Genomic DNA, 17,762 nt, shown 5'->3' with positions numbered 1-17,762 from the left:
GCGCCATTGAATCCGCTCCACTGAGTCCGCGCTACCGAATCTGCGCTGCGGCGCATCGCGCCGTCTGCATTCACACCCTGCCGGCGCCGGCGTTTCCTAGTGCAGATGCGGCGGCCGTGCCGCATCGCGCCCGGGAGCGTCGCGCATGTCGCTGCAGTTCCATTTCGAGGACCTTGGCCCGCATCGCGCCATCGACGAGGGCCGCATCGGCCATCGCTTGCGCCTGCGCATCGCTCTCGGCCGCCGCGAAGGCGCGCGCCTGCACTGGCTCGAACGTTGCGACCGGCCCTACGACGAAGACATGCCGGCCAATACCTGGGTCGATATGTTCCGCATCGCCGGCGGGCGTTCGGCGATCTTCGCGCAATGGCTCGGCACCGCTACCGACGAAGGCCGGATCGAACTCGATTTCGACGCGCTAGCGACGATGCGGTTGGCGCCGGATGCGCAGCGCACCCTGGAATGGTGGGTGGTTGCCGTCGACGGCGAGGACGAGGACGGCGACGAGCGCGCCTGGGCGGTCTGGCGCGGCGAGCAACGCCTGCGTTGCGACGGGCAGGGGCAGGCGATCGAGCACAGCCTGGTGCAGATCGACAACCTGCACGGCCGCGAGGGCGACCCGCCGTACCCGGACGGTTTCCGCGTTTCGACCTGAGCCGGAAGCCGTGCCACAGACCGGCTGGCCAGGAGCGGCGACTCCCCGCTCCGCCGCGTGGCTTTCGCCACGGCGGCGGGGCGGGGACAATCGGGCTTTGCCGCTCGGAGTCGTCCGCATGTCCATTTCGCACCCTTCGCCGCGCCGCGCCCTCGTCACCGGCGGCAGCGGCGACCTCGGCCAGGCGATCTGTCTCGCACTGGCGGCGGCCGGTTGGCAGGTGATCGTGCACGCCAACCACAACCTCGAACGCGCCCAGGCAGTGGTCGCGCAGATCGAGGCGGCCGGCGGCCAGGCCTCGGCGATCGCCTTCGACGTCGCCGACGACCAGGCGGCGCGCACCGCGCTGGAAGGCCTGCTCGAAGCCGGGCCGATCCAGGGCGTGATCAACAACGCCGGCATCCACGACGACGCGCCGATGGCCGGCATGAGCCTGGCGCAGTGGAAGCGGGTGATCGACGTGTCGCTGCACGGCTTCTTCCACGTCACCCAACCGCTGTTGTTGCCGATGGCGCGCACGCGCTGGGGGCGCATCGTCAACGTGTCTTCGGTGGCGGCGGTGCTCGGCAACCGCGGCCAGACCAACTACGCCGCGGCCAAGGCGGCGCTGCACGGCGCCTCCAAATCGCTGGCGCGCGAAATGGCCAGCCGCGGCATCACCGTCAACGTGGTCGCGCCCGGCGTCATCGAAGGGCGCATGGCCGACGGCACGTTCACTGCGGAGGCGATCAAGCAGATGGTCCCGGCCGGCCGTGCCGGCCGCGCCGATGAAGTCGCCGCGTTGGTCGCGTTCCTGTGTTCGGATGCGGCCGGCTACATCAACGGCCAGGTGATCGGGATTAATGGCGGCATGGGCTGAAGCCTGCGGCATGGGCTGAAGCGTGCGGCATGGGCTGAAGCGTGCGGCATGGGCTGAAGCGTGCGGCATGGGCTGAGGCGTGCCGGTGGTTCGGACCGCTTGCGATCCGAACCCGGGTTGCGATCGAAACGCTGCGATCAAAACCCGTTCTGCCAGCTCACGCTGAGGTTGCTGAGGTACAAGGTGTAGTCGCGGTTGGAGGTGGTCGACGGTGCGATGTAGTAACCGGTCTTGTTCGGAAAGCCGCCGATGCCGCCGGGATACTGGTTGACGGCGTTGAAGGTCTGGCCCTGGATCGAGGCCAGGGTGTAGCCGTCGAGCACCGAGTACTGGATCGTGCCCGCGTCGGAGACCTTGATCACCACGCGATACGGATGATGGTTCTCCATCGGGATCGGCGCGAAGTATTTGCCGTTCGGATCGGCCGTGCGGGCCGGACAGGTCGACGCCAGGAAACCGCCGTAGCCCGCGGGCGTGCCCGGCGCGAGCCAGAAGCCTTCGACCTGCGACACGCCGTCGCCGCACATCTGCGACTGCCCCAGGGTGATGCCGAGACCTTCGAGAGTGATCTGATCGGTGCCGACGGTGAGCCCGCCGTGCACGCCGATCACGATGTGCTCGTCGGAGCCGATGAAGAAGTCCGGCGACCACACGTCGAACTGGATTTTCTGCACGTTGCTGCCGGCCGGCTTGACCGTGCTGGATACGCCGCGATAACCATAGAAGTTGTTGCGGTAGTGCGGTTCGCGGCCCGGATGCTGCGGGTTGGAACAGAAGTTCGGTGTGCTGACCGGATCGCAGCGCCGCGCCACGACGGCGCCGCCGGGGAGAGCGGGGTAGCCGCTGAGCACGGTGCCGTTAGGCTGCAACAGCGCGCTCTGCGACGGGACGTAACCCTGCACGCGATCGTAGCCCCAGCCCTGCTGCACCAGCGCCTGGCGTTCGGCCTCGCTGGTCACGTATTTGTGCATCAGATCGCCGTTGCCGTAGTTGTAGTTGAGCCGATGCACCGGCAGCGAGCCGGGCACTTGCTGGGTGTAGATATAGCCCTCGATGCCTTCGTAGACGAAGCCGTTGTTGAGGACGTAGCTGATCTCTTCCGGGAACTGGTCGGTCAGATAAATGTGGTCGTTCTGCGGCGATCCCTTCCAGTAGCGCCTGAGCGCAACGGTGGACGGCTGCGGGGTCTTCTCGACGTAGGTGAACACGCTCGGTCCCTGATAGCCGGCGGCGCCGTAGGCCTCGTAGTAATTGAGCGTGTAGAAGTAATCGGTGATGGTCGGGTTGTAGGTCTGGTACAGCGGGTAGTAGGCCGGGGGCGGCGCGTAGATCGCTGCGGTGGCCGGCGCGCAGGCCAGCAGGGACAGCAGCAATGCATTCCTGATACGCATGGTTCACTCCATTGAGACGCGTGGGATATCGATGAGTGCGGACCAAGGCGCCGTACGCCGTCGGTAAGCGGGCGGCGCTCGATGTTGAGGGCGGCTGGCGCAAGAGGCTGGCCGTCGACGATCGCTGGGCCGATGAGGCGCGCCCGGGCTCGCGCGCGCATCAGATCACGCTCGCAGCGGAACGTGGGTGACAGGCGTCCGGATGCGGACAAGATTTACCCGGGCGGCGGTTCGGGCGGCGGCGCGCTCGCCGATGCGAGGCTCGTTCCGGCGCGGTCGAGTACGGCCCGGCAGCGTCGCGGCCCGGTCGTCGCCGGCCGGCGACCGCTCACCGGGCGCTCACCCGATGCCGGGCCGGCGGGCGTAGCATGAGCCGATCCGCCGCGAAGGCCGTACGGGAGACCTCCGATGTCGCGCACCCTGTTCATCGCTTTGTTCGCGCTCGCCCTGTCGGCCTGCGCCAGTTCCCACGTGATCACCGGGCGGCCGCGCCCGCCGGTGCCGGTGTCGCAGGTGCGGGTGTATTTCGCGCCGCCGCCGAGCCGCTACGAAGAGATCGCCCTGCTCGAAAGCAACAGCGGCGCGTTCACCTACGGCGAGCAGAACAAGATGGATTCGGTGGTCGGCAAGCTGCGCGCCGAAGCGGCCAAGCTCGGCGCCAACGGCGTGCTGTTCCAGGGCACCCAGGACGGTTACGGCGGCAGCGGCGTCAGCGTCGGTGCCGGCGGCGGCAGTTTCGGCGGGCGCCACTACAGCGGTGGCGGCGTGGGGGTCAGCATCAGCCCTCGGCAGAAGTTCGCGCGCGGCGTGGCGATCTACGTGCTGAATCCGCCGCCGATGAACGACCCGGGCCCGCAGGCGCCTCCGGTCAACCCGCCACGCAACTGAGGCGGCGCGTAGGGTCGGCACGAACACCTCCAGCCGTCATCCCCGCCTTCGCGGGAATAACGTTCGGGTAGACGACTCGGCTCGATTACTCGACAAACCTGCGCCGGCCGAGATCTCTCAGATCGCGCAAGTCAGCTTTAGCGCGCCCTGCAGCCGGGACTAAGACAGCCAGCAATCGTCATCCCCGCGAAGGCGGGGATCCAGGGCCATTCGGGCGAGAACGCTTGAGGTCTCTGGATCCCCGCCTTCGCGGGGATGACATCGGGTGGGCGACGCGGCTCGGTCACTCAGTGAGCCCGCCAGCGCGGTGATCTGTCGGAACGCGGTCGCGGCTTGCGCCGCTCCTACCCTGGATTGTCGGGGCTGAGGCATCGAAGCTTCGCCCGGTGCCTGCGAAGGTGTTGCTGCATCAGCGCAACATCAACGCGTATGCGTCTGCGCCTTGTGCGCGGCCTCGCCGGAAAACTCGCCGCTCGGGTCGTCGATCAACGGCGGGTTGGCGCGGATGCTGCGATAGACCGCGGGGATGCCGCCGCGACGCAGGCATTGGCCGACGATGTGGCTGGTGATGCGGGTGAAATCGCGCAAGGGTTTGAAATGGCTGGCGCGGAATTCTTCCTGCGAGTCTTCGTTCTGGTAGCGCGATTCGATCGGCACCGAGACGCAGCGCGTGCCCAGTTGCTGCGCCGCCGACATCAAGATCTGCGCCTCGAACACGAAGTCTTCGCCGGGTACGTCGTCGAGGGCGATCACCGCGGCCGGGTACAGGCGCTGGCCGCTCTGGCTGTCGGCGATCTGGTAGCCGGTGCCCCAGGCCACGCCCCAGTCGCCGAAATTGTTGGCCAGGCGCCGATAGGTCGGTTGCGAGGCGCGCTTGCGCAGGCGCGCGCCGATCACGATGTGGCCGGGATGACGGTTGGCGCTGTCGATCAGGCGCGGGATGTCTTCGGCGGCGTGCTGGCCGTCGCCGTCCATGGTCAGCACGGCGAGAAAACCGCGGCGCAGGGCTTCGGCGAAGCCGTCGCGCAGGCTGGCGCCCTTGCCCTGGCGTTGCGCATGGCGCAGCAAGGTCACCGGCAGGTCGGCGATGCGTTCGGCGGTGCCGTCGTCGGAGCCGTCGTCGATGACGATCACGTGCGCGCACTGGGCCAGCGCGCCTTCGACCACGCCGCGGATGCGCAGCGCCTCGTTGAGCGCCGGAATGATCACCGCGACGTTATCGCGATCCAGGCGCAGCGGACGGGTCCTGTGCGCGGTTGCCTTACCTGGCGTCTGGCCGTCGCGTCCTGGCGAAACGGGTCTTTCAGTCATGGACGAGCTCCACCCGCAGGGTTCGGCCGCCACCGGCCGGTAATGCGAGCCGATCATGGCCCGAGGCCAAGGCGTCGAACAAGGGCAGCATCGCGGCGCTGGCGTTGCCGGTTTCGCGGCGAGACAGCTTGCCTTCGAGCGGCGACGGCGGCTCGTCGCCGAGCCAGGCGCGCAACAGCGGGCCGGTCGCGCGGCGATCGGCCGGCGCGCGCGCGAGCACCAGCGCCGCACCGAGCAGGCCGTCGCTGCCCCACATCGTCTGCAGCGGGCCGGTCGCGGTACCGTCGTAGCCGACCAGCAGCACCGCCTCGTCGCCGGCGGCGATCTGGGCCAGCGCTTCGATCAGGCCCTGGGCGAAGCTGGCGTCGAGCGCGCTCAGCGCGGTCGCCGGCTGCATCGCGCCGGCGCCGATGGTCCAGTAGCCGGCGGCGGCGTTGTGCACCGAATTGTGGAAGCGGGTCGGCGAGATCGTGCGCGGTTCGCTGGCCAGGGTGGCGCACATGTAGTCGGTGATCGCCATGTCGCCGTGGCAGGACACGAACACCGACGGCAGGCCGGCCGGATCGCGGTTCGCGGCCTGGCAGGCGGCGAGTGCGACTTCGAGCGCCACCGCCACCGTTTCCGGTGCGCGCCGGCGTTCGTTCGGCGCCAGCAATTGCGGCGACGGCCGCGACGGCGCGTCGGCGGGGAGATCGCCGTGCACGGCGTAGGCGCGCGCGGCTTCCCACGAGGGCAGGCCGCGGCTCCAGTAGCCGACGCTTTCGACGACGGCGGTGAGCACCGGCGAGCGTGTCGCCGGTTGGGCGAAGTCGGAGGCGGTCATGGGCGCGCGAACACGAGCGAGCAGTTGTTGCCGCCGAAGCCGAAGGAATTGTTCATGGCATAACGGATCCGGGTGTCGGCCGAATCGAAGCGGATCTGCGGGCCGTTGGCCGGGTCGGGCAGCACGCTGTTGAGCGTGCCCGGCAGATGCTCGCGTTCGAGTGCGAGCAAGGCGAAGGCCGACTCGACGATGCCGGCGGCGCCGAGCGTATGCCCGGTCCAGCCTTTGGTCGAGGAGGCGTGCAGGGTGGCGGGGAACAGCGCGGCGATCGCCAGCGCCTCGATCTTGTCGTTGGCCGGGGTGGCGGTGCCGTGCAGGTTCAGATAACCGACCTCGGCCGCGTCGATGCCGGCGCGGGTCATCGCATCGCCCATCGCCAGGCGCGCGCCCAGGCCTTCGGGATGCGGCGAGGACATGTGGTGGGCATCGCTGGATTCGCCGTAGCCGCGCAGTTCCAGTGCGGCGCGTTCGCCGGCGTCGAGGCGTTCGAGCACGGCGTATCCGCCGGCTTCGCCGAGCGACAGCCCGACGCGTTCGGCATCGAAGGGGCGGCAGGGTGCGTTGGAGACCAGTTGCAGCGAGTTGAAGCCGAACAACACGCTGCCGCACAGGGTGTCGACGCCGCCGACCAGGGCCGCGTCGGCGACGCCCGCGGCGATCAGGCGGGCGGCCTGGGCGAACACCTTGGCGCTCGACGAGCAGGCGGTGGCGACGGTCACGCAGGGGCCGCGCAGGCCGGTCGCGGCGGCGACGAAGGCGCCGAGCGAGTGCGGCGTATGCAGGGTCGGCCGGGCCAGGTCTTCGGGGAATTCGCGTCCGTCGTTGCGCAGGCGGCTATAGGCCTCTTCGGTCGCGCCGATGCTCGAGGTCGAAGTGCCGAGGATCACCGCGACCCGCTCGGCGCCATGGCGCGCGACCACCGCGTCCAGTGCCTCGCGCACGCCGTCGTGCTGCAGGCTCAGCCAGGCCAGGCGGTTGTTGCGGCACTCCCACTGGCTCAGCTCGGCCGGCAGGGCGGCCTGTTCGAGCCCGTCGACGCGGCCGATCCAGCAGTCCAGCGGCGCCTCGCCGGCGGCGAGCGGGGCGAAATCGTTGCGTCGCAGGCCGCTGCGCCGTTCGCGCAAGGCGCTCGCCTGGGCGTCCAGGCCGCGGCCGAGCGCGGTGGTCGCGGTGTAGGCGCGGATCGCCAGCGGCGGCATCGGTAAAGGTGGGGACGTCACGTAGTCGGTAGAATCGCGCGGTGGGGAACGCCCGCAGTATAGCGAGGGGCGCTCGGGCACCGCCGGGGGCGGGCCGCACGGGCCAGGGCGGCGGCCGCAGGCGCTGCGAGGCTGAATGCTTCATGCGCGGGCGATCGAATACGTCTGCGCCGGAGGCTGTGCCGCGGCGTCGTGCTTGCGCTCGCCGCGCTGCGCCCTCATACCGCTGTCGTACCTCCGTCCCCGTTTTCCTTCCCATGCAGGTCGCGCCCGCTTCCATGTCCAATCGCCTCGGCCACCGCCTGTCCCTGTTGGGCGATCGCGACGTGCTGCATGTGGCCGTGGTCGCCTCGGCCGCGTGCGTGCTCAGCGCCGGGCTGGTCTATGTCGGTTATTTCGTGCACGTGCTGCGGGTCGCGCGCAATGCGCCCTGCCAGCCCGAACGCGGCGAATGCGTGTTGTTGTTCGGCAAGCATGCGCCGGGTGGGCGGCTGGACCAGGACTTCGAGGCGCGCCTGGATCGCGCGGTGTCGCTGTGGCGCGAACGTCCGCCGCGCAACGTCGTGTTGCTCGGCGGCGGCGCCGCCAACGAACCCAGCGAAGCCGAGCTCGCGCGTCACGGCTTGCTCGCGCGCGGCTTCGCTTCGGATGCGCCGATGCAACTGGAATCGGAATCGCGCGACACCTTGCAGAACCTGCGCAATGCTCGGGCGATGCTCGGCGAGGGCATGCGCTCGCGCGTCACCCTGCTGAGCAGCCGCTACCACCTCGCGCGTTGCGCCTTGTTCGCGCGCCAGCTCGGTTACGACTGGGAGCTGTGCGCCGCCGAGCCGCGCCTGAACCTGAGCCCGCGCATGCTGTGGCGCCTGGCCGGCGAAGCGGCCTACGTGTGCATGAGCGACATCGGCGCGCGCTGGGCGCGGCTGACCGGCAACCGGCGCATGCTCGCTCGCGTCAGCTGAAGCGACCGGGCCGCGCGCATCCGGCGCGCCGGCTTCGAGCGGGTTGGGTCCGGGCCGGCTTCGTCCGGGCCCGCTTGGTCCGGGCGGGGTGGGCCGGGCAGTTTCGCAATGCGAAAATCCGACGTCGTGACCGGCGTTTGCGGCCCATGTGACCGTTATCCGCAGTTGCCTGGACGAAAGGCCCTTGCGCGCGAGCGTTCGCCGCCGGGGCCATGCCCTATCCGCAGCGCTCAGAGGCTGGCGCTGCGCCGGATTTTAGGCGGCCGCGCAGCGGACACGCGGATCGGCTCGGACGCGATCTTGCGCGACAGCGCTTCGCGCAAATGCGCTTCGTTGCCCGAACACACGGCGAGCACGCGGCACGGACTCGCCGATGCGGCGATGTAGGCATGGCCCATCGCGCTGTCGAAATAGATCGAATCGCCGACGTCCAGGCGCGCCGGCGCATACAGCTCGCTGTGCAGTTCGATCGTGCCTTCCAGGACCAGGGCGAACTCTTCGCCGGTGTGGCGGATCAGGTCGCCGAACTCTTCCAGCGAACGCGCGTGGACCTCGGCGATGATCGGCACCAGGCGCTTGTTGAGCAGTTCCGAGGCCGGATAGAAGTGGTGGTAGTGCTCGGTGCGGATCGCATAGCCCTCGCCGGCGCGGGTGATGCTGCGGCGTCCGCTGAAGTTTTCGTTGACGCCCGCCGGCGGCGACGAGAACAACTCGCCGATGTCGACTTCCAGGCCCTGGGCGATGCGCGTGAGCTTGTCGAAACTCAACGACATCTTGCCGTTCTCGATCTTCGACAAGGTCGAAATCGGCAGGCCGGTGCGCGCGCCGATCTCGGCCAGGGTCCAGCCCCGCTGACGACGCAGCATCCGCAGCGCGATCCCGGGATTCGGGACCGCGGGTGCGGCCGTGGTTACGTTCTGGCTGCGCTTGGCGGGCATGAAGGCGGCCGAGAGGGGTCACGGACGACTCTAGGCGGCCCCCCGGGCCTTGCCAAGCCGCGAAAGCCAACCGTTGTTTACTTATTGAAAGTAATTTGCCGATTCGGAAAAACGATCCCGGAATCCGGCAGCCGGTCGAAGCAGGCCCGGGCCGTTGCCGCCGCTGCGGTAAGCGGCCGCCGAATCGGCCATGCCGGGCGGATTCGGGCGCGACCACCGTCGCGGTTTCCGGCACTCGCAAGACCTGCACATCATCGGTGGCGGCGTTGGCGCGCCGACCGACGAATCTCGCGGCCGAGCGCCTCCTCCTTCAACCGTCCGAGCGACCCTCCCGTTCAAGCGCGCGACTCCCCAGACGATCCCCCTTTGAAGGGGGTAGGGGGATTTGCTCCAGCTCCTGCGCGAATGAACCCCGGGCCCGAACGCGTACACTCGCCGCGAACGTCCGCGCCTGGAGCGACCGGCAACGCATGCCGGCGGAATACCCGGCGACGGTGCAGCTGCTTTCGGGGGTTAGATGAAGTCCAAGCGTTCGATGCGCGGCATCGCGATGTCCGGCGTCGCGGTGATGATGTTGGCCGGTTCCCTGTGGGCGCAGTCGCCGCCGCCGGCCGAGGCTGCGACCGGCGCCTCGCCTCGACCGGACCAGCCCGAGGCGGTCAAGCCGGAGCCGACCCAAACCCCGCCCAAACCCGCGCCGGCCAAAGCCGAGCCCGCGAAAGCCGAGCCCGCAAAAGCCGAGCCGGTCAAAGCCGCGCCGACTCCGGCGCCCATGCCGGCCCCGGTCAAGCCGGCCGCTTCGTCGGCGTTTCCGGCCACTACCCGTGCCTTGCCGCTGTCGAACGCGGCACCCGCGATCGACGCCGGGCAAGCTGCGCCCACAAGCACGGCCCTGCCTACGCGCGTTTCGCCGGTGCCTTCGAAGCTGCCGGCGAAGACGCCGGCCGCCGCCGACACCGATGTGGCGGCCATCGCGGTGAAGGCTGCGCCGGCCAAGCCGGCCGTCGCAAGCAAACCGGCGCAGCCGGTCGCGGCTGCCGCAGCGAACGCGAACGCACCGGCCAGCTTCGCGCCCTTGCCCACACCCCTGCCGGACGCGATCGCCGATGCCGTCGACCCAGCGCCGGTGGCGCAGGCGACGGCGGCCGCCGGCTACCCGGTCGAAGCCTCGCTCGTTCGCGATAACGAAGCATTGAGCGAAATCCTGGTCGAGCCCGGCGCGGCCGCACCGATCCCGATGCTCAGCGCGCCGGATCTGGAGGCCTATGTCGACGGCCTGGTGCCGCTGGCGATCGCGCGCGGCGGACTCGCCGGCGCGGTCGTGGTGGTGGTTCGCGACGGCCAGGTGCTGTTGGCGAAAGGCTATGGCTACGCCGATGTGGAAAAGCGCAAACCGATGGACGCCGCGCGTACCCTGGTGCGTCCGGGTTCGATCTCCAAGTTGTTCGTCTGGACCGCGGCGATGCAGTTGGTCGAGCAGGGCAAGCTCGACCTCGACCTCGACGCCGACGTCAACCGCTACCTCGACTTCAAGATCCGCGACTACGCCGGCCAGCCGGCGACGATGCGCCAACTGATGACCCACACCGCGGGTTTCGAGGAATCGGCCAAGCATTTGTTCGCCGCCGACGAATCGCGCCTGCTGCCGCTCGAGCGCTATCTCAAACAGGTGCAGCCCGAGCGCGTGTATGCGCCCGGCAAGGTGCCGGCGTATTCCAACTACGGCGCCGCGCTCGCCGCCTACATCGTCCAACGCATCAGCAAGCAACCCTTCGACGACTACATCGAAGCCAACGTGCTCGTGCCGCTGCGCATGCGCCAGTCGAGCTTCCGCCAGCCGCTGCCGAAGGGCCTGGCCGGCGATATGGCCAAGAGCTACAGCAGCGCAGGCGGCGCACCGATTCCGTTCGAACTGGTCAACCCGGCGCCGGCCGGCAGCCTGTCGGCGACCGGCCTGGACATGGCGCGTTTCATGATCGCGCAGCTCGACGAGCGCGGTGCCGGCGCTGTAAGGATCTTGCAACCGCACAGCCTGCAGACCCTGCATGCGACCGCGTCGCGGCCGATCCCGGGCCTGGATGCGATGGCGCTGGGGTTCTTCCGTCGCGACACGCGCGGGCCGGTGGTGATCGGCCACGGCGGCGCGACCGAAGCCTTCCAGAGCAATCTGGTGTTGCTGCCGGCGCACGGGCTCGGTTTGTTCGTGTCCGCCGACGGTCCCGGCAGCGCCGGGCGCGCGCTGCATCGCGACCTGATCAAGGGCGTGATCCAGCGCTATTTCCCGGTGCGCGCGGCGCAGCAGCCGACTCTGCCGACGGCGCGCCTGCACGCCGAGCAACTCGTCGGCCGTTACGAGAACAGCCGAGCTTCGAGCAGCAACTTCCTTGCCATCGCGCGACTGCTAGGCAGCGCCAAGATCGAGGTCAACGACGACGACACCCTGAGCGTGTCGGCATTCCGCACGCCCGACGGCCGGCCCAAGCGCTGGCGCGAAGTCGAACCCTATGTGTGGCGCGAGGTCGGCGGCGACAGCCTGCTCGCGGCCAAGCTCGACGGCAACCAGGTGATCGCGGTCAGCAGCGACGACGTGCCGGCGGCGATGTGGCTGCAGCCGGTGCCCGGCTGGCGTTCGCCGGGCTGGATGCTGCCGCTGCTGTGCCTTGCGCTCGCGGTGCAGGCGTTGGCGGTGTTGCTGTGGCCGGTCGCGGCCTTGGTGCGCCGCTACACCCAACGGCGATTGCTGTTGAGCGAACGCGATCGCCGCCTGCGCCTGCTGAGTTTCCTCGGCCCGATCGGCAATCTGGTCCTGGCCCTGCTGTGGCTGTGGATCATCACCCGCATCGACGCGTCGGTGCGCATGCTCGACGGCGCGCTCGATCCGTGGGTTCGCGTCGCCCAGTTGCTGGGGCTGGCGAGCGTGGCGACCGCGGTGGTCGCCGTGCTCAACGCGCGCGCGGTGTGGCGTTCGTCGCCGCAGCGTCTGCGCCGCGTCTGCGCGATCGCGGTCGCCGCGGCCTGCGTGGCGATGGTCTGGTACGTGTTCGCGCTGCGGACGATGAGCTGGTCGCTGGTGTATTGAATCGCGGCGGCGAGCACCGGTTGAAACGACGAGGCCGCGGAGCGATCCGCGGCCTCGTCGTTTGTTGCGAAGGCGACCGGTGCAGCGCCGGATAACGCGGTTTCGCCTCAGCGCTTGTCTTTCTGCGCCGGCACGAAGTCTTCGCGCACCGCCTTGCCGAGCAAGTCTGGCGGCAGCAGGCCCTGGTCGAGCAGGTAGTTGTTGAACTTGAGCCGGTCGAAGCGATCGCCGAGCGCCAGTTCGGTTTCCATGCGCAGTTCCAGGATGCGGCTGTAGCCGTAGAAATAGCTGCCGGCCTGGCCCGGCGCGCGGAACATGTAGCGGTCGAGTTCCTGCTTGGTCATAGCTTCCGACAGGCCGACCTGTTCGGACAGCACGCGGCCGGCGCTGGCGCGGTCGGTGAGGCCGAGGTTGAGCATCGGGTCGAGGATCGCGCGCGCTGCGCGCAGCAGGCGGAACTGCAGCGCGATCAACTGCCCGTCGAGCGGCTCGTACGGCACCATCTCGGCTTCGGCGTACAGCGCCCAGCCTTCGACGTTGACCGAGTTGAAGGCGAACATCGAACGCGCCAGCGAGATGCCGCGTTCGACCATGGCGGTGAACTGCAGCTCATGGCCCGGGCGGCCCTCATGCGCGGACAGGGTCCAGGCCACCGACTCGTAGTTGAAGTCGTCGTACTGCAGGGACTTGCCGTCCGGGCTCGGCACCGACAGCGGCAGCACGAACTGGCCTTGCTGACCGGTATTGCCGACCAACGGCGCCGGCAGGAAGTGCGGCGCCGGCTGCGCCGCTGACTCGGCCTCGCTGCCCAGGCGCATCACCATCGGCCGCTGCGGCACGTCGACGATCTGCTGCTTGCGGATGATCGGGTCGATCGCGTCGATGACCTTGCGGTAGCGCGGTTCGAGCTGATCGTTGGGGATGGTGTCGCGCTTGAGCGCGCGCATCACCTGCACATAGTCCTGCGGGTCGGCGACCTTGAGGCCCTTGGCCTGTGCCACCAGCGGCGCGAGCTGGGCCATCGCCGCCCGCGTTTCCATGAACTCGACCTGGGCGCGGCGGATCAGCAATTGCGGATCGACGTCGATGCCGAATTGCTTGAGCGAATAGGCGTAAAGCTCGGGCGGCAGGCGCGCGTCGCTGCGCGCCTTCGGCAACACCGTGCTGCGGGTCCACTGGCCGTACTCGCGCAACTGGGTTTCCATCGCCTTCAGCGCCGGCTCGGCGCCTTTGATCTGGTACTTCTCGAACAGCTTGCGGATGCCGGCGGCGTAGGTATCGACGTTGCCGAGCGCCTGCTCGACTTCGAGCTTGGTCGGCTGCAATAGATTCGTGTCGCCGAGGCGCTCCTCGTAGCGCTGGCGCGCGAGCACGGTCAGCGGTTCGCTGCCCGGCGCCAGGCCGACATAGGCGTTCAGGCGCGCGAGCGCGCTGGCGCGGCGCTCGGCCGGCGCCTGGTCGGATAGCAGCGCCTGCATGCCCGAGAACACCGTTTGCGGCGCATCGAACCACGGCAGCACCAGGCGCTCGTTGAGCGCGCTGCCTTCGATGTTGTCCTCGGCTGCCTGGATCATGATCTGCAGGTCCTGGCGCACGTCGGCGTTGCGCTCGACTTCGAGCTTGCCCTGCAACCCGCGCTTGGCCTCGGCCATCGCCGCGCGGAAGCGCTTGCCGACCTCGGGCTTGAGGTCGCTGACCTTGTCGTCGTAGCCGGGCACGCCGAAGAACGACATCTGCTCGGGCGCGAATTGCCCCTGCGCCTGGATCAGGATCTTGGCGTATTCGTTGCTCTGCGCGACCCAGGCCGGTACCGGTTTGGCCGCGGTTTGCGGCGCGGAGGCCGGGACCGGCTTGGCTGCGCCTTGCGGGGCGGAGCCGGCGAAAGCGAGAGTGGGCGCGGACAGCGCCAGGGCGACGGCGAGAACGAGCAGCTTCATGAGGTGGCTCACTGGGTTGAAGCGGCCAGCATCGGCGCGACGGCCCCCGCGGCCAAGCGCCGAAGGTCATGCGGCGCGCGAATGCCTTGAATGAGGCATCTCGAATGCAGCGCCTTGCGAGGGGCTCGGCATCGAAGCGCCGCCGCCCGATGGCGGCGGCACTTCGACACGGCGGTCACAGCAGATCGATCGAGGTCTTGTTCGCGTCGAGGTTCACGCGCATCACTTCATAGCGCCAGGCGCCCTGCTCGTTGACGGCTTCGATCTGAACGTCGCCCTTGCCCTTCGGGCCTTGCACGAAGATGAACAGCTTGGCCACGCCCTGATCCTTCGGCTCGACCGCGCCGAGCACGAACCTGTCCTCGAGCGGTTCGCCGAGCGCGGCTTTCACCTCGGGATTCGCACGGGCCCGCTCCATCGCCTCCATGAAGGGCGGCGTGTATCTCATCGAATCCATGACCGAATACGTCATCCATGCGCCGATCGCCACGCTCAGCGTGAACAACACGCCCAAGGCCAGCAGCAGGGTCAGGATCCAGTGACGCTGTACCCAGGGCTTGCGGTAGGGCGCGGCGGGGCGGGAGGCATTCATGGCAGGGCATCCATTCGGTGGGCGTCAGTGCGCTCAGGGCTTGAGGCAGCGATCGAAGAAATCTTCGGTAAGGCGCAGGCGGTGCAGGTTGTCGCGGCCGCGCAGGCCGTGCTTGGCGCCCGGGTAGGTCATCAATTCGAACGGCTGGCCGCGTTGTTGCAGGGCGCTCATCAGCACGGTCGAGTTGGTGAACAAGACGTTGTCGTCGGCCATGCCGTGGATCAGCAGCAGCTTCGAGGTCAGGCCGTCGATGTGTTCGAGCACGCGGCCCTCGCGATAGCCTTCGACGTTGCCCTTCGGCAGGCCCATGTAACGCTCGGTGTAGTGAGTGTCGTACAGGCCCCAGTCGGTGACCGGCGCGCCGGCGACGCCGCAGGCGTAGCGGTCGCTGGCCTTGGCCAGCAGCATCAGGGTCATGTAGCCGCCGTTCGACCAACCGTAGACGCCGATCTTGTTGCCGTCGACCCAAGGCTGCGACTTCAACCAGTCGACGCCCTTGAGCTGATCGGCGACCTCCACGGTCCCCTGCTTGCCGTACAGCGCGCCGCCGAAGGCCGCGCCGCGCCGCGGCGTGCCGCGGTTGTCGATCGAGAACACCACGTAGCCGCGCTGGGCCAGGTACTGGTTGAAGTCCGGCGACCAGGCGCGCTTGACCGTCTGGGTGGCCGGGCCACCGTAGACGTAGACCACCACCGGATAGCGCTTGCCCGGGTCGAACCCGGTCGGCTTGATCAGGCTGTAATGCAGGGCCGTCTTGCCGTCGGCGGCGGGAATCGTGCCGTATTCGATCGGGCGCTGCGCGGCGCGGTAGGGCGCGAACGGATGCGCGGCGTCGTCGAGGTTATTGTCGATCAGCGCGGCGATACGGGTGCCGTCGTTGCGGTACAGCTCCAGTTGCGGCGGCGTCTGCGGGCTCGACCAGGCGTCGACGTAGACATTGGCCTTATGGGCGAAGCTGGCCGAGTGATAGCCATCGGTCTTGGACAGGCGTTCGATCGGGCCGCCGGCGAGGGCGACGCGATAGACCTGGCTGTCGAGCGGCGAGTCCTTGCCGGCGGCGAAATAGACTTGGCCGGCGTCTTCGTCGACCGCGAGCACGCTGTCGACCGGCCAGTCGCCCGAGGTCAGCGCGGTCGCCTTGCCGTCGTCGCTCAGCAGATACAGGTGCTCGTAGCCGCTGCGTTCGCTGTTCCACAGCAGGCGGCCGTCCTTGAGGAAGCGCAGGTCGTTGTGCAGCGGCACCCAGGTCTTGGAGCGCTCGCTGACCAGGGTGCGCTGTTTGCCGTCGCCGAGGTCGGTTTCGATCAACTCCAGCAGGTGCTGGTCGCGCGACTGGCGTTGGAAGGTCAGGTGCTGGGCATCGCGCCAATCGACGCGGGCCAGGTAGATGTCCGGGTTCTTGCCGAGGTCGATCTCGCGCGGCGCGGCCTGGCTTCCGATCGTGGCGACCAGCAGGCGCACGCCGACGTTGGCGTCGCCGGCGGCCGGGTAGCGTTGCTCGACCACGTCGGTGCGATCGGGATACACCTCGTAACGCTTCTGCACCGGCACCGGTGATTCGTCGATGCGCGCATAGGCGATGGCGCTGTCGTCGGGCGCCCACCAGTAACCGGTGTGGCGGTCCATTTCCTCGTCGGCGACGAATTCGGCGACGCCGTTGCCGATGGTGTCGCTGCCATCGCGGGTGAGCTGGCTCGCCTTGCCGTCGGCCAGGTCGATCACCCACAGGTTGCGTTCGCGCACGAAGCTGACGTAGCCGCCCCTCGGCGACAGCTTGGGGTCGGTGGCGAAGCCTTCGCCGTGGGTGAGCTTGCGCACCGCGGCCTTGCCCGACTTGCCCAGGTCGTACAGATACAGTTCGCCGCCGAGCGGGAACAGCAGGCGCTTGCCGTCCGGCGACCACTGGTAGTCGACGATGCCCGACAGCGCGGCGATGCGCTGGCGTTCGCGGCGCGCCTTCTCGGCGTCGCTGAGTACTTCCGCGCCCGGCAGCACATCGTCGGAATCGACCAGCAATTCGGTCTTGCCGCTGGCAATGTCGTAGGCCCACAGATCGAGGCGGTTCTTGTCGCGCTGCTTGCCACGCAGGAAGCCGACCTTGCTGCCGTCGGGCGCGATCTTCGGCTTGACCAGGCTCGGCCCCGACAAGGGCGCATCGCCGGTCAGGGCTTCCAGGGTCAGCTGGCCCGGCGCCGGCACGCTGTGCGCGGCGTCGGGCGTGGCGGCGAGGGCGAAGCTGGGCGTGGCGATGATCGACATGGCGAGCAGGCAGAAAGCGAGGCGGCGGGGCAGGTTGTTCATGCGGGCGATGGTTCCGGAGCGTGGCCTCGACGGCGAGGCATCAGGTGATGGGGGCCGGCGTGCCGAACAGATGGCGGCGCATCTCGTCGGTCATCGTACGGTCGGCACGGTAGGCCTTGCCCATCTCGTAGACGCGCCCGAACGCCGGCCGCGACGACAGCGCGTCGTGCCAGCGCTGCACGTTCGGATAACGGCTCAGGTCGACGTAATGCCATTCGTGCTCGCGGGTCCAGGGGTAACAGGCGAAATCGGCGATGCTGAGTGTATCGGCGGCGACGAACTCGCGCCCGGCCAGGCGCCGGTCGAGCACGCCGTACAGGCGCTCGGTCTCGCGCTGGTAGCGGTCGATCGCGTAGGGCACTTTTTCCGGCGCGTAGCGGTTGAAGTGATGGTTTTGGCCCAGCATGGGGCCGTAGCCGCCGACCTGCCAGAACAGCCATTCCTCCACTTCGACCCGGCCGCGCAGGTCCTGGGGCAGGAACAAACCGGTCTTGGCCGCCAGATACTGCAAGATCGCGCCGGACTCGAACACGCTGATCGGCGCGCCGCCATCCGCCGGGGCATGGTCGACGATCGCCGGCATGCGGTTGTTCGGCGAGATGCGCAGGAACTCGGGCTTGAACTGGTCGCCGGCGCCGATGTCGACCGGCTTGATCGCATAGTCGAGCCCGGCCCCGGCCTGCTGGGCCTCTTCCAGGAACAGGGTGATCTTGTGGCCGTTCGGGGTCGGCCAGTAATAAAGGTCGATCATCGGCAACTCCGCGTCGAAAGGCCGCAGTGTAAGCGTGGCCCCGCGGCCGCGGCGGCCTTGCCGATGGAATGGCGTG

At 68.8% G+C, this 17,762-nt stretch carries 14 protein-coding genes and 1 pseudogene; 5 read left to right on the top strand and 10 right to left on the bottom strand.

All coding sequences use genetic code 11. From position 1 onward, the window contains the following. Positions 1-145: 145 nt before the first annotated feature. Positions 146-655, top strand: a complete 510-nt coding sequence (locus EX88_RS0106835; RefSeq protein WP_031371258.1) for a hypothetical protein — start codon at positions 146-148, stop codon at positions 653-655. Between the two features lie 118 nt (positions 656-773). Then, on the top strand, positions 774-1,514 hold the full coding sequence (fabG, locus tag EX88_RS0106830; RefSeq protein WP_031371257.1) for a 3-oxoacyl-ACP reductase FabG: 741 nt from the start codon (positions 774-776) through the stop codon (positions 1,512-1,514). 137 nt (positions 1,515-1,651) lie between these two features. On the opposite strand, the gene EX88_RS0106825 is transcribed toward fabG, so the two are convergent. Beyond that, complete coding sequence (locus EX88_RS0106825) at positions 1,652-2,905, bottom strand: hypothetical protein (protein WP_152566141.1); 1,254 nt, start codon at positions 2,903-2,905, stop codon at positions 1,652-1,654. Positions 2,906-3,313: 408 nt separating this feature from the next. Between EX88_RS0106825 and EX88_RS0106815 the strand changes: the two genes are divergently transcribed. Continuing rightward, entirely contained in the window at positions 3,314-3,793 is a 480-nt protein-coding gene (locus EX88_RS0106815) for a hypothetical protein (protein ID WP_031371255.1), read from the top strand. A 420-nt stretch (positions 3,794-4,213) separates the two neighbouring features. On the opposite strand, the gene EX88_RS0106810 is transcribed toward EX88_RS0106815, so the two are convergent. From EX88_RS0106810 to EX88_RS0106800, 3 genes are read right to left on the bottom strand one after another with little or no spacing between them, the layout of a single operon-like run. Beyond that, positions 4,214-5,104, bottom strand: coding sequence for a glycosyltransferase family 2 protein (locus EX88_RS0106810; RefSeq protein ID WP_081930681.1), 891 nt, complete (start codon positions 5,102-5,104; stop codon positions 4,214-4,216). After that, the gene (locus tag EX88_RS0106805; RefSeq protein ID WP_031371253.1) at positions 5,097-5,885 is read right to left on the bottom strand and encodes a beta-ketoacyl synthase chain length factor; all 789 of its coding nucleotides are present in this window, start codon (positions 5,883-5,885) and stop codon (positions 5,097-5,099) included. Before EX88_RS0106805 ends, EX88_RS0106810 begins: the two co-directional genes overlap by 8 nt. A 38-nt stretch (positions 5,886-5,923) precedes the next feature. Continuing rightward, a complete protein-coding gene (locus EX88_RS0106800; protein ID WP_031371252.1) occupies positions 5,924-7,126 on the bottom strand; it encodes a beta-ketoacyl-[acyl-carrier-protein] synthase family protein in 1,203 nt (400 codons plus the stop codon). A 278-nt stretch (positions 7,127-7,404) separates the two neighbouring features. Between EX88_RS0106800 and EX88_RS0106795 the strand changes: the two genes are divergently transcribed. Further along, the gene (locus tag EX88_RS0106795) at positions 7,405-8,088 is read left to right on the top strand and encodes a YdcF family protein (protein ID WP_036148235.1); all 684 of its coding nucleotides are present in this window, start codon (positions 7,405-7,407) and stop codon (positions 8,086-8,088) included. Between the two features lie 230 nt (positions 8,089-8,318). Here EX88_RS0106795 and EX88_RS0106790 read toward each other — a convergent pair whose 3' ends face one another. Together EX88_RS0106790 and EX88_RS26470 are read right to left on the bottom strand one after the other, a co-directional pair. Further along, positions 8,319-9,026: a helix-turn-helix domain-containing protein gene (locus EX88_RS0106790; protein WP_081930678.1), complete on the bottom strand. Its 708-nt coding sequence runs from the start codon at positions 9,024-9,026 to the stop codon at positions 8,319-8,321. A 513-nt stretch (positions 9,027-9,539) separates the two neighbouring features. Then, positions 9,540-10,109 carry a hypothetical protein gene (locus tag EX88_RS26470; protein ID WP_031371249.1) on the bottom strand — a complete coding sequence of 190 codons (570 nt, stop codon included), beginning with the start codon at positions 10,107-10,109 and terminating at the stop codon, positions 9,540-9,542. Here EX88_RS26470 and EX88_RS0106780 point away from each other — a divergent pair. Continuing rightward, complete coding sequence (locus EX88_RS0106780) at positions 10,102-12,105, top strand: serine hydrolase domain-containing protein (protein ID WP_051884645.1); 2,004 nt, start codon at positions 10,102-10,104, stop codon at positions 12,103-12,105. The genes EX88_RS26470 and EX88_RS0106780 overlap by 8 nt on opposite strands. A gap of 107 nt (positions 12,106-12,212) precedes the next feature. On the opposite strand, the gene EX88_RS0106775 is transcribed toward EX88_RS0106780, so the two are convergent. The 4 genes and pseudogenes from EX88_RS0106775 to EX88_RS0106760 form a co-directional block, all read right to left on the bottom strand. Then, a complete protein-coding gene (locus EX88_RS0106775) occupies positions 12,213-14,042 on the bottom strand; it encodes a DUF885 domain-containing protein (protein WP_031371247.1) in 1,830 nt (609 codons plus the stop codon). 175 nt (positions 14,043-14,217) lie between these two features. After that, on the bottom strand, positions 14,218-14,634 hold the full coding sequence (locus EX88_RS0106770; RefSeq protein ID WP_031371246.1) for a cytochrome c oxidase assembly factor Coa1 family protein: 417 nt from the start codon (positions 14,632-14,634) through the stop codon (positions 14,218-14,220). Positions 14,635-14,667: 33 nt separating this feature from the next. After that, positions 14,668-16,818 (bottom strand): annotated as a pseudogene (locus EX88_RS0106765) (S9 family peptidase); the annotation flags it as partial. Positions 16,819-16,975: 157 nt separating this feature from the next. Then, positions 16,976-17,686, bottom strand: coding sequence for a glutathione binding-like protein (locus EX88_RS0106760; RefSeq protein WP_031371244.1), 711 nt, complete (start codon positions 17,684-17,686; stop codon positions 16,976-16,978). Between the last annotated feature and the right edge of the window lie 76 nt (positions 17,687-17,762).

It is taken from the genome of Lysobacter antibioticus, assembly GCF_000731095.1.
Lineage (GTDB): Bacteria > Pseudomonadota > Gammaproteobacteria > Xanthomonadales > Xanthomonadaceae > Lysobacter > Lysobacter antibioticus_B.
Note: the sequence above shows the minus strand (reverse complement) of the source record. Positions and strands in the feature narration are given on the sequence as shown.

Excerpts from the sequence above, each read along its gene's own strand:
- EX88_RS0106770 (WP_031371246.1), bottom strand. The coding sequence starts at position 14,634 with ATGAATGCCTCCCGCCCCGCCGCGCCCTACCGCAAGCCCTGGGTACAG.
- EX88_RS0106790 (WP_081930678.1), bottom strand. The coding sequence starts at position 9,026 with ATGCCCGCCAAGCGCAGCCAGAACGTAACCACGGCCGCACCCGCGGTC.
- EX88_RS0106775 (WP_031371247.1), bottom strand. The coding sequence starts at position 14,042 with ATGAAGCTGCTCGTTCTCGCCGTCGCCCTGGCGCTGTCCGCGCCCACT.
- EX88_RS0106810 (WP_081930681.1), bottom strand. The coding sequence starts at position 5,104 with ATGACTGAAAGACCCGTTTCGCCAGGACGCGACGGCCAGACGCCAGGT.
- EX88_RS0106815 (WP_031371255.1), top strand. The coding sequence starts at position 3,314 with ATGTCGCGCACCCTGTTCATCGCTTTGTTCGCGCTCGCCCTGTCGGCC.
- EX88_RS0106835 (WP_031371258.1), top strand. The coding sequence starts at position 146 with ATGTCGCTGCAGTTCCATTTCGAGGACCTTGGCCCGCATCGCGCCATC.
- EX88_RS0106795 (WP_036148235.1), top strand. The coding sequence starts at position 7,405 with ATGTCCAATCGCCTCGGCCACCGCCTGTCCCTGTTGGGCGATCGCGAC.
- EX88_RS0106825 (WP_152566141.1), bottom strand. The coding sequence starts at position 2,905 with ATGCGTATCAGGAATGCATTGCTGCTGTCCCTGCTGGCCTGCGCGCCG.
- EX88_RS0106760 (WP_031371244.1), bottom strand. The coding sequence starts at position 17,686 with ATGATCGACCTTTATTACTGGCCGACCCCGAACGGCCACAAGATCACC.
- EX88_RS0106800 (WP_031371252.1), bottom strand. The coding sequence starts at position 7,126 with ATGCCGCCGCTGGCGATCCGCGCCTACACCGCGACCACCGCGCTCGGC.
- fabG (WP_031371257.1), top strand. The coding sequence starts at position 774 with ATGTCCATTTCGCACCCTTCGCCGCGCCGCGCCCTCGTCACCGGCGGC.